Origin of the sequence: Acinetobacter shaoyimingii, from assembly GCF_011578045.1 — a bacterium.
GTDB classification, from domain to species: Bacteria; Pseudomonadota; Gammaproteobacteria; order Pseudomonadales; family Moraxellaceae; genus Acinetobacter; species Acinetobacter shaoyimingii.
The window spans coordinates 1,794,696-1,807,106 of the sequence record NZ_CP049801.1 but is presented as its reverse complement, the minus strand read 5'-3'; the positions used below and the strand labels follow the sequence as shown (position 1 = coordinate 1,807,106).

Genomic DNA, 12,411 nt, shown 5'->3' with positions numbered 1-12,411 from the left:
ATATAAGAAAGATGATTACATTTCAATATATTATTTTGATGGTGCGCGATCAACCGCTACAGTAAATAAAACGTCAGTGGATGAATTCAGCGCAGTTTCAGTTGAATCTTGCAACACACTGATCACCATACCAATGGCAACAACTTGCATGGCAATATCAGTTGAAATATTAAATAAACCACAAGCGACAGGGATGAGGAGTAAAGACCCACCTGCCACACCTGATGCACCACATGCAGAAACAGTTGCGACAATAGATAAAATCACCATCGTGGTTAAATCAACATGAATACCTAAAGTGTGTACAGTTGCTAAGGTCAAAATAGTAATGGTGACAGACGCACCCGCCATATTGATTGCAGCACCTAAAGGAATTGCAACACTGGCAGTGGATTCAGCAACACCTAAACGTTTAGCCAAATCTAAGTTCACAGGAATATTGGCTGCTGAACTACGGGTAAAGAATGCAGTGATTCCACTTTCACGTAAACATTTTAGAACCAATGGATATGGGTTAGAACGTGTGACAAACGCAACCATAATAGGGTTAATCACCAATGCCACAAAGAACATTGTTCCAATGAGAACAGCGAGCAACTGACCATAACTTGCTAAAGTATCAATACCTGCTTCAGCAAAAGTCACCGCAACCAAACCAAAAATACCCAATGGCGCAAAGCTAATCACTAAACGAATGACTTTATTGACTGCTTCTGCTGTGTCGGTCAAGAACACTTTTGAAGTGTCACTAGCATGACGAAATGCAATACCAAGTGTCACAGCCCAAGCTAAAATACCAATGAAATTTGCTTCACTAATAGCAACAATCGGGTTAGCAACAAAGCTGAGGAGCAAGTTTTTTAGAATTTCAGCTAAACTGCCGGGTGGTTGTACAGCTGCTTGATGCGGAACATCGAGAAACAATGTACTAGGAAAGATTTGACTGGCAAAAACCGCAGTCATCGCAGATAAAAACATACCAACAGCGTACATCATGATAATAGGTTTAATTTTAGAATCATGACCGCCGCCAACTTTGAAATTGGCAATTGATGAAAGTACAAGGACAAATACTAGAATAGGCGCAACTGATTTAAGTGCCTTAATAAACAAGTCACCCAACAAGCTTAAATAGGGCGCTACATTAGGGAAAAAAATGGCCACTGCAACGCCTAAAATGATGGCGATAATAATTCTGGTGACTAAACTCAAACGTGCTAGAGCAGCGAACATAATTCAACCTAATATGCCTAGACTGGCTTAAAATCAAATAAACAAGCGCCATATTCTATACTGAAAAGCAAAAACATGAATGAAACAATTTCGTAATAAAAATTAAGCCTTTAAAAAAAATCAATTTTTTTTAAATATTCACTCATTAAAATGCTGTATAAACAAACAAATACAGTCATAAAATTACATTTAATGAAAAGTTTGGCTATCTAATTCATGCATTGCTTGGTAATGCGTTAAATATATGTTCCCACTCAAATGATCAAGTAAATCTGAATGTTTTAATCTGTCCATCACAGGACCTTTCACTTCAGTCAAATGCATTTGGATGTTAAGTTTTTGCAGTTCAGCATTTATTTCTTCTAAAGCCTCTAGCGCACTCAGATCAATATTACTAATACTCGAACAATTAATCACCACATGACGCAGTTCATCTTGCTGACTGACTTGTTGAATGATGAATTCTTTTAAGGTATTGGCATTTAAAAAACTTAAATTTTCATCAATACGAATGGAGATGAGACGCGAACTTGTGCGCACATCATAGCGTGAGATATTTCGAAAATGCTGAGTGCCTTCGACTAAACCAATCACTGCAATATGTGGTCGACTAATTCGCCAAAGCAATAATATAAAGGTAGAAACGATGCCAATCATTAAACCTGTAGAAATATCGATACACAGCACACCAAAAAATGTTAGCCACATGGCTAAACCGTCTGCTTTGGAATAGCGCCATGCATCTACAAATGGTTTAAAGTTAACCAACTTCCAAATCGAAACAATGATGGTAACAGCAAGAACCACCAATGGAAGGTCTTGAAATAAACCGGTAAAATAAAGACTGACCACTACAATGAAAACAGATGAAAACACACCTGCTAAAGGTGTTTTAGCACCTGCATCTGCATTAACCACAGTCCTCGATAAACTCCCCGTAACTGGAAAAGCTGAAGAAAAACCAGCACTCAAATTTGCCAGTCCTAAAGCGACCAATTCTTGGTTACTATTGAGTTCACTACGTTTCTGAAAAGCAGTTGCTTGTGCAATGGAAATAGATTCAACAAAGCTCACCATGGCAATCATCGCTGCACCCGGCAAGAGTGTGAGCACCATTTCCCAATTCCAATACGGCATGCTTAATGCAGGAAATCCAGATGGAATTTCACCGACAGTTTTAATCCCTGATTGATCAATATGAGCAAAATGAATCAGAAAAATCGCACCAAGGACTAATAGCAAAGGTAAAGATTTATTGAGAAAGGTGAAATATTAAGCATAGGATTTTAAGCCGTGGTGCTGCAATAACTTCGGAACATAAATTAAAAACAGCATGGCGAAAATGCCCAATAGCATCGTTTGCCAATGGCTGTAACGAATATACTCAATCAAGCTACTTGTGAAATAAAATAAATTATTGGAATTTAAAGGGATATTGAGTAAAAATTTGATTTGGCTTAAAACGATTAACACCGCAGAGGCAATGATAAAACTTTGAATAACCGGATGGCTGATGAGTCGAATCAGAAAACCAAAACGTAGCATTCCCAGTAGTATTGAAATCAGACCGACTAAAAAAGCCAACAAACATGCCGCTTGTATATAAACAGGAGAACCAACTTCGTATAAGGGGGATAGTGTCGCAAAGGTCATGATGGAAATTAATGCCACAGGACCAATGGATAAAGTCGGACTGCCACCAAAACAGGCATACAAGATCATGGGTAAAATACTGGCATATAGACCAGCCATTGGCGGTAAACCTGCAATCATGGCATAGGCCATACCTTGAGGAACCAACATGGCCACCACAATGAGTGCCGCCACTAAATCAGATTTGAACTCGATTTTTTGATAGTTTTTTAACCACGCCCAAGCAGGAAATAGTGTTGAAATATCAAACTTGGAAAATGACATAACTAAGCCTAAATCGAATTCAAGCTATATTATGCAGAAGAACCGATAGGAATTCATCAGGTGATTAAAAAATCCCTGCCTATAGATAATTTTCAAAAATTGCAATTTTATTTAACAAAAAACAATAATAGTCTAGGTTTGATTACATTATAATATTCGTTGAAAAGAATATTTAATTATAAATTAATAATATAGTTGAAACGCACATGCAATATACAAAAATATTAGAGCAACTCATCGCATCTGTTCAACAACAAAACAGAATGCTGAAGCTAACATTTCCAAATAATGATGTGCCTTTTGCCTCGCAAATGGTCGCAAACTTTTTAACTGCGACCGAAAAATTTAATCAAGACTTTGAATTTATAGTCGAAGTATTATCTGATAATGCTGAAATCCCTTTAAAAGACCTCATGGGTAAAATGGCGACCATCGAATGTATGCGCCATGATGGTTCTTCACGTTTTTTTAACGGCTATATCTTTAGTTTTAAATTTGTTAAAAACGATGGTGGCTATAGCCGTTATGAAATGGTACTAAAACCATGGCTCGCTTTTCTACGCCATCGACAAGACTGTCAAGTTTTCCAAGAAATGACGCTCAAAGAAAGAAGTTCCAAGCTTTTTGATGGGTGTTTGTATAGTGAAACAGTTTGGGATCTTAAGGGCAAAGATCCAGCCACAACATTTTCAGTGCAGTTTAATGAAACGGATTATAACTATCTGCAACGTCAGTGGGAAAAAGCAGGTTGGGTCTATTGGTATGAACACCGTAAAGATGGTCATAGCTTAAATATTGTTGACCAAACCCAAAGTTGTGCCCCAATCAAAACCATAAACAATGAACTGATTTGGCGTGGAAATAGTGCAAGTAATACAGGTGTAGGCATTATCTCATTTAGTGATCATTCTCAGATGAGTTTTAATTCCTATTCTGCATCCAGTTTTGATTTTAAAGCCCCAGATCAATTGCAGTCGGAGTTTACTTCACCAAATACCATGGCAGCCTTGATGAAACTAGAAAGTTATATCTATACAGGTGCTTATGGTTTTAAGGATGCAGATGAAGGGACTCAAGAACTTAAACTAAAAAGTCAGGCTGACTATGCAGCCAATCAAGAGAAATATTTAATTTCTAACGATGCACATGCCGAAATTGGGCATTGGTTTAAGTTGGCGCGCATGGGTAACTCTGGTCAAGCCAACAACGAGTTTTTAATCACTTCGATTCAACATCGTGCAGGCAATAACTATCTTTTTGAAACAGATAAACAAACAGCCCAATACCAAGCTGAGCTTACTTGTATTGCACGTGAAACACCTTGGACGCCGCAACAGAATTTAAACAGTACAGCTACCCATATCTATGGCTTACAAACTGCGAAAGTCGTTGGTCCTGCGGGCGAAGAGATCTATACCGACAAATATGGTCGTGTCAAAGTTCAGTTTCATTGGGATCGTTTAGGTAAACAAAACGAAAGTTCATCTGCATGGGTGCGCGTGGCTAGTGCTTGGGCAGGCAGTAACTTTGGTATGGTCTCCATTCCACGTATTGGTCAAGAAGTGATTATCCAGTTTTTAGAAGGGAATCCCGACCGACCAATCATAACGGGAAGTGTCTATAACGAAGACAATTTACCGCCTTGGGATTTGCCAAATAATGCGACGCAATCGGGGATTTTATCTCGTTCTTCAGAGGGTGCAGGACCTGACAATGCCAATGCGATTCGCTTTGAAGATAAGCGTGGTGCAGAGGAAGTTTGGATCCAAGCTGAAAAAGACCAGCGGATTAATGTTAAAAACAATGAATCGCATTCTGTGGGTGCAGACCGTTCAAAGTCGATTGGAAACAATGAAACGGTCAATGTTGGCGTAGACCGTACTGAAACTGTGGGCAGTAATGAAACCATCAGTATTGGTGCCGATCGAACCAAAACAGTCGGTAGCAATGAAACAATCAACATTGGTGCCAACCGTACCAAAACAGTGACAGGCAATGAAAATGCAACCATTCAGCAAAATCGTACCAAAACAGTTGTTGCCAATGAAAATGCCACAATTGGACAAAATCAAGCGACCAATGTCGGTCAAAACCAAACAGTTTCAGTAGGCCAAAATAAAGTTGAAACGGTTGCAATCGCGAAAGCTCTGAATGTGGGCGCTGGATATGCGGTTTCTGTAGGAGCAGGTCATGCAGTCACAGTAGGTGGTGCAATGAATACTGCTGTCGGTTTAGCACAATTTGAGCAAGTTGGTCTTGCTAAGAATATTAGTGTTGGAAAGACTTTTACCATTGATGTTGCGGATCGGTTTGAAGTACGCGTGGGTGCATCAAGTTTTATTCTCAATTCTGATGGCACGATTATGATTTCAGGAACCAGCATCTTGATTGAAGGTGATGGTCCTGTACAAATCAACGGTAAAGATGTCGATATAAATTAAAATAATTAGTGACGTGCATACATGAATTTAGAGAATCAAACGCCATTTCCTGCATTGATGTATTCTGCAGCAGATCCAGATCGTCAAGAACATGACATTGTGGTGATGAAGGTCAGCTATAAAATACTGCGCCATGATGAAAATAGCTGGGGTTTAGAATTAATTTCAGATGGTTCAGTGCCTTTGTGTCTAGCGGATGAATTCTGGGGAGAAATGGGTCAATCCAGCGTTAAAGTTGAGAGTGATCTTGCCCCTTATAAGCCGATGTGTGATGTCATTTTAAATGGTACGGCGTATACACCCAATGCTAAGGAAATGACAGCCATTGCTGTACGTTTGAAGTTAAGTCATCCTGAAAAACCTGAACAGATCCCTGAGCCACAAAAACCCCAGCCGCTGAATCCCACCATGCCATTAACTGATGAGCAGGTAGAACGTTGGCAACATGAAAAATTGCGCCATCAGCAGGCCATGGCAAATCAAAAAATCAAGTATAAAACCCAACTAGAAAAAACCTTAAGTATTTTAGGCGAAAGCGTTTTTAAACCGAATGCCTTACTGCCAGGTTGGAAAAGAACTTCATTATCCACCTTTACTGAATTACCTATTCGTTGGGAATATGCCTTTGGTGGCACAAATACCATCTATAAATATGCAGATGATACAGCTGAACCTTTATATAACCAAACCTGTTTTACCAATCCGATTGGCACAGGATGGATAGAAAACGATTATTTCAGTGAGTGCGAAAAGGTCAATGCCAAGTACCGAACACGGCATGAGAAAATTGAAGATTATAAAATGATCAAAGCGCCACGCATTGAATATCACCTACAACGTCAGCCGAAACCTGCATTTGTAAAACACCCCAAAAGGGGGGATTTAAATGCAAAGCAAATGGCACAGATCAGTCAAAATTATCCCTATCAACCTGCGGGTTTTGGCTATTTAGGTCGTCCATGGTCACCTCGAATCGCTTTGGCAGGAACTTATGATGAAAAATGGTTAGAAGAACAGCATCCATACCCCCCGCAGGATATCGATTACGGCTATTGGAATGCAGCACCGACCGATCAGCAAATTGAATTTTTTTATCCGAACGCACGTCTAGAACTTTGGAATTTAACCAAGCCTGAGTTTTCTCACAAAGGTTATGTATGTATCGATTTTCCTGGACATCGCCCTTATATCACCATGCATTTTAAAACGGGCGAAGTGGTTCCATTTCCAATGATCACGGACACGGTCCTGATTGATACAGATAATATGATCATCAGCCTGACCCATAAAGCATGGATTCGAGCAGATACTGCACCATTGCATCATGTGGAAACTCGTTTTAGTGACGAGGCGGAAGGCGCGTTATTTATTTTCCCAGAAGAACAACAAGACAAAAAAGATCAAGATCTTGAGCATCTAGATCATCAGAATAAGGAACGTCGTCATGGCTGATAATTTGATGTTACGGAAAGAGTCTGGATGGATGGTGATTTTTACCTGTCCAGATGTCTGTAAAACGCCGCCATGTATTCCTGTGCCTTATCCTGTTGTGGCTTTTTTAAAAGATTCAGATAAAGTTCAAGACAATGTAAAAGCCAATCAACATCCCTTTGTATTACATAATAAAAGTTGTGTCACGACCACATGGGGTGATCAGCTTGGTATTTTAAAAGGCATTAAAAGCCAGACGGTTGGGGCTGAATGTTATCCCATAGATAAAAGTAGTAGTTTCCGCGTGAATGGCAAATGGACTGTACGTGCCGACGATGCCTTTTGGATGAATGGCAATGATGGTGTTAGCGGAAATACCCGTGGTAAGGTCGTTAAGATTCCATCCATGAAAGAAATGCTGACCAAAGCACTCGATGTTTTACAGGTCGGCTTGGATATTGTCGGGCTCATTCCAGGCATTGGTGAAATTGCTGACGGTATTAACGCAGTGATTTATTTAGCGCGTGGTGATTATGTGAATGCAGCATTATCTGGTGCAGCCATGATTCCATTTGCAGGTTGGGCAGCAACAGGTGCGAAAGCTGCCAATAAAACCATTAAAGCTACAAAGGCTGGTGCAAAAGCCGCAGAAGCTGCAGCAAAAATTAAAAAAGGTGCCAATGCTGTTGGGGCAAAAATTAAAGGTTTCTGGGATAAACTCAAATGTCCTAAATGTAAGCCATTTCAAATTATAAAAGGTAGACCAGTCAACTCTATTTATGGCTCTAAATTGTTATTGGGGGATACTGATACCGATTTTGTACTCAATTCTGCATTTCCCTTGCAGTGGACGCGTAGCTATTCCAGCGATAGTCCTGTAGGGACTCAGGATTTTTCAACAGCGTGGTATGGTCAGGGTTGGGATACGCCATACAGTATTCAAATTAAAGTCCGTCCAGCTTTAGAGAAAATTGAGATTTTACTGCCTTTAGGTCAAGTGATTCCTTGTCCTTATTTGGAGCCTGGTGACAGTCATTATATTTTACAATATGACTTGAGCATTGTACGTGAAGTTGTTGCTACTGATAGCTTGGACGAACAAGAGTTTCGTTTCCGTCTATGTACGGGGCAACTTGAATCTGCAACTCAATTTTATGAGTTCCATCATCAAGTTGAAAATACGTCGAGTAAACCTGAACATTTGGTGCTTTGTACAGGCAATTATGATGTGTTGGGTAATCGGATTGGTTTGGAGTATTTATATAAAGATGAGGTGCGTCAGCATTATCCAAGTCACATCTATGACTCGCTTGACCGTATTTTGACATTGGATTTTATTGAAATTCAAGGTCAGGTTCGTTTACGTGAAATTAAACATTTACAAGGTTTGTCGGAGCTTGAAGAGGTTAATCCGAAGCATACGGGTATTGCGCTAGCTATAGCTGAGCGTATTTTCCGCGCTGAACAATTGGCACAACAGGAACTCATGGATTTAGATGATTTCGTGAGTGCCAAGGTATTAGCACGATACGAATATTCTAAAGATGCCGATTTAATTAAAGTGTTCGTGGATGACAGCGCAGTTGAAGCAACACAGCCAGAACAGTTTAAATTACGCTTAAACCGTCAGTTTGAATGGAACAACCATATTATGACGGCACACCATGTTGTGGGTGGTGTGAGCAGTTATTATGAATATGACGAATACAGCATAAAAGGCAAGGTAACACGCCACTGGATCAACACGGGTGAAGAGTTCCTGTTTAAATATGAAACGGGTTATACCGATGTGATTTCCGCACCCAATACTGACATTCAACAAACCGAGCGTTTCTATTTTGATGAATACAATTATTTAACCCAATACGTAAATAGTTTGGGGCAATCAGAATATTACGACTATAACAATAAACAGCAACTAATTCGTAAAACCGATGCCGATGGTGGTATCACTGAGTATCAATATACAGGCGCCAATATTTCTAAAATCCGCAGTCTCATTGAATACAACAGCACCACCGAAATGCCAGAGTGGCGAGAAGTCTCATTAACATGGAAAGATGGTCGTCTTGTGGGTATTACCGACCCTTTAGGCAATACTGAAAGCACCATGTTCGATGTTGCGGGCCAACCTTTGGTGATGACCAATGCCTTAGGACATCAGACCCAAATTAAATACAACCCAACGGGTATGGCGTATCAGATTACCGATGCCAAAGGTGGGCATAAACGTCTGCTGTGGGATATGTATGGCAATTTGCTTAAATATCAGGACTGTAGTGGTAAAACCACCCAATATGCTTACGATGCTTATGGACGTTTGACTGAAGTTGAAAATGCTTTGGGGCATAAGACACAGTTCAACTATTTTGCCCATCAACAACAACCGAGTGAAATTCATTACCCAGATGGCAGTACTGAACACTTCAAATATGATGGGCTTGAACGTTTAATTGAATATCGAGATGCCTTAGGACGCACCACACGTTATGACTATAGTGTCGATGATTTGCCTATACGTCGTATTGATGCTGCACATGGGATTGTAATTTATCACTATGATGCCTTACGCCGATTTGTCGGATTAACCAATGAAAATGGCAAAACATGGACACTTGAATATGATGCTGCCAATCAACTGATTGCTGAAACCACTTTTGATCAGGTACGTTCAGAATATGAATATAGTCCTGCAGGACATTTAATTAAGCATCGTCAATTCACTGATCATAAAAAAGTCCGTTATAGCACTGTGTTTCAACGTGATTTACTGGGTCAATTGCGTGAACAATATATCGTTGATCATCAAGATTTAAGCGAGAAAAAACGGACTCGTTATGACTATGACGTTGCAGGCCAATTGATTGAAGCACGCAATGCGGACAGTCATGTCAAACTGAGCTATGACGCACTGGGACAACTCAGCAAAGAACAATTGATTGCGCATTGGTTTAATACCACAACAAAAGAACATGTCAAACGTTCGCACAGCCTAACGCATTTATATGATGAATTGGGTAACCGCATTGAAACCACTTTGCCTGATGGTCGTAAACTAAAAACCATGTATTACGGTTCTGGACATGCATGGAATTACGCGCTTGAAGACAGTCACGGCATTCATGAGATTTCTAGTTTAGAACGTGATGATTTACACCAAGAAATTTCAAGGACGCAAGGGCAATTGGCGAGTCAATTTAGGCTCGACACGATGGGTCGGTTGATAGAGCAACAAGTGCATGATGAACGTGGCCGTCAAGAAAAACGGATTGAACGGTTGTATCAGTATGACAAAGCAGGTCAGCTGAAAGAGATTTTAGACAAGCGTTTTGTCAGTCAAGATCATGTTTGGCAACGTACGCAGAACTATCACTATGATGTCTTGTCACGTTTAACTGCCAGTGAGTTGAGTACACTGGGTAAGAGTGAAAATTACATCCAAATGCGTGAGCGTTTTGCCTTTGACCCTGCAAGCAATATTTTGCCGATTGCACATCAAGGTCAAGACAATGCGGTACAGGATAAAAACAATAAGATTGAAGACAACCGTGTACGTCATATTGAGCAAGAGCATCAAACCGTGCATTACCAATATGATGACTTGGGTCGTATTATCCATAAACAGATTCATATAAAAGATAAACAGGCTTTTGGTCATATACGCCAGCAACTCAGTCAGCAACATGTGTTGAATCAGTTTACGTCACGACAAATTGAGTTACAGTGGGACGAGCAGAATCAATTGCAATCATCAACATCAGTAAAACCTGATGGTCGTGGCGGTCAAGATGTGATTCACACGCAATATTGCTATGACCCTTTTGGGCGACGTATTGCCAAACAGAGTCAGGTCTATAAAAAGACCTTTTTCCAAAAAGCACCGTCGCATTCGCAAAGTTATGGCAACCAACTGACTGCTGCACCGAAAAAGCATGAACAATTGCAACGGGTGCATGTCTACGCCATTTGGAGTGTTTGGGATGGCAACCGTATTTTGCAAGATCATCATGGTCAGCATGTGTTTACCACCGTGTATGAAGCCGACAGTTTTGTACCCTTGGCGCGATTGTTGTGGTTGCAAGACAGTTTAACTGTCGCCGCTAATGATGCAACGCCACAGGTTGATGCTGAACAGTTTGAAGAATTGAAACAGGTTGCATTTAAGCAATTGGATGGTTTTGAAAGTTTAAATACTCAAGACCTTCAATTCAAAATTGCAGCCAACGATGCGCCATCTGCACAGCATCCGCATCAGGTGTATTGGTATCAGAATGATCATTTGGGAACGCCGAAAGAACTGACCTCTAATGCTGGCAATATTGAATGGGAAGCGGTGTATCAAGCGTGGGGAAATACCGTTACTGTTGAATGGCAGGAAGTCGCCAAGGCGCAAGACTTTGAAGCCATTGAACTGAATGAGCTTGAAAAAGCGTATTTATTACAGCCACATCGCTTCCAAGGTCAGATTTATGATGTAGAAACAGGTTTACACTATAACCGTTTCCGTTATTATGACCCTGATGCTGGAAGGTTTATTAGCCATGATCCGATAGGGTTGTTGGGCGGAGATAATCATTTTCAGTATGCGCCGAATCCGGTGGAGTGGGTGGATGCTTTAGGCTTGAGTTTTATAAAGCATATCTTTCACGGTGAGATTAATAAAAAAGGTAAAGCTGTAGGTTTTCATCATCAAGGATCTATTGGGCATAATGGTAAAGCAAGGATTGTGTCTATAATATCGCCTCCTAATGGTCAAGGTTTTTTCAAAGCTAAAGTTGAAATATTTAATTCAAAAACAGGACAATGGGTTTCCAAAATAGCACCTTCTACATTTTTCCCAGATAGTTGGAGTAGAAAAAAAGTCTTAGATGAAATTAATTCTGCATTCAGTTCTTGCGGAAATGTTGGTAAAAGTGAAAAATGGTCAGGTGTATCAAGTACTGGAACCAGAATTGACGGTTATACTGATAAATTTGGTAACATTGCTACAGCATTTCCTAAACTATAGAATAGAAAGGATAAGATTATGTTTAAAACTAAAATTATCAATAATGAAATTGTTTTGGTTACACCACCTCAAATGTCATTATTAAGTGAGTTTTTTGAGGTGGATATACAAGAATCGATAGAGGTTTGTGATTATTACTTGGATTTAATTGATAAAATTAAAAATGATATATCCGATGATATTGATAGTGTAGGAAATGCTTTTAATATTTATATTAATAAAGAATATGTAGGTGTAAGCAATGAATATACTGAAGAAAGCTTAAGTAAAATTAAAATTTCAGATTTTATTGATTGTTTGAATATTTGGAAGTCGGCTATTAAACTTAAAAAGGGAGTTTAATAAATAATATTTAGTAATACTCCTTTATTTATATTTAGG

Annotated in this window: 5 protein-coding genes and 1 pseudogene; 4 read left to right on the top strand and 2 right to left on the bottom strand. The window is 39.7% G+C overall.

The features are described from left to right. Nucleotides 1-30: 30 nt before the first annotated feature. On the bottom strand, nt 31-1,233 hold the full coding sequence (gene sstT, locus G8E00_RS08045) for a serine/threonine transporter SstT (protein WP_166010010.1): 1,203 nt from the start codon (nt 1,231-1,233) through the stop codon (nt 31-33). Between the two features lie 189 nt (nt 1,234-1,422). After that, nucleotides 1,423-3,150, bottom strand: a pseudogene (locus G8E00_RS08040) (SulP family inorganic anion transporter). Between the two features lie 206 nt (nt 3,151-3,356). Here G8E00_RS08040 and G8E00_RS08035 point away from each other — a divergent pair. From G8E00_RS08035 to G8E00_RS08020, 4 genes are read left to right on the top strand one after another with little or no spacing between them, the layout of a single operon-like run. Then, nucleotides 3,357-5,591, top strand: coding sequence for a type VI secretion system Vgr family protein (locus tag G8E00_RS08035; RefSeq protein ID WP_166223534.1), 2,235 nt, complete (start codon nt 3,357-3,359; stop codon nt 5,589-5,591). 21 nt (nt 5,592-5,612) lie between these two features. After that, nucleotides 5,613-7,043 (top strand): DUF2169 family type VI secretion system accessory protein, encoded by a 1,431-nt coding sequence (locus tag G8E00_RS08030; RefSeq protein ID WP_166223531.1) that lies wholly within the window; start codon nt 5,613-5,615, stop codon nt 7,041-7,043. Then, nucleotides 7,036-12,030 (top strand): EndoU domain-containing protein, encoded by a 4,995-nt coding sequence (locus tag G8E00_RS08025; RefSeq protein ID WP_166223528.1) that lies wholly within the window; start codon nt 7,036-7,038, stop codon nt 12,028-12,030. The genes G8E00_RS08030 and G8E00_RS08025 overlap by 8 nt, the downstream gene beginning before the upstream one ends. Before the next feature lie 18 nt (nt 12,031-12,048). After that, complete coding sequence (locus G8E00_RS08020) at nt 12,049-12,372, top strand: hypothetical protein (protein WP_166223525.1); 324 nt, start codon at nt 12,049-12,051, stop codon at nt 12,370-12,372. Nucleotides 12,373-12,411 lie beyond the last annotated feature (39 nt).

Coding starts and splice junctions, on each gene's coding strand:
- sstT (WP_166010010.1), bottom strand. CDS start 1,233: ATGTTCGCTGCTCTAGCACGTTTGAGTTTAGTCACCAGAATTATTATC.
- G8E00_RS08035 (WP_166223534.1), top strand. CDS start 3,357: ATGCAATATACAAAAATATTAGAGCAACTCATCGCATCTGTTCAACAA.
- G8E00_RS08030 (WP_166223531.1), top strand. CDS start 5,613: ATGAATTTAGAGAATCAAACGCCATTTCCTGCATTGATGTATTCTGCA.
- G8E00_RS08025 (WP_166223528.1), top strand. CDS start 7,036: ATGGCTGATAATTTGATGTTACGGAAAGAGTCTGGATGGATGGTGATT.
- G8E00_RS08020 (WP_166223525.1), top strand. CDS start 12,049: ATGTTTAAAACTAAAATTATCAATAATGAAATTGTTTTGGTTACACCA.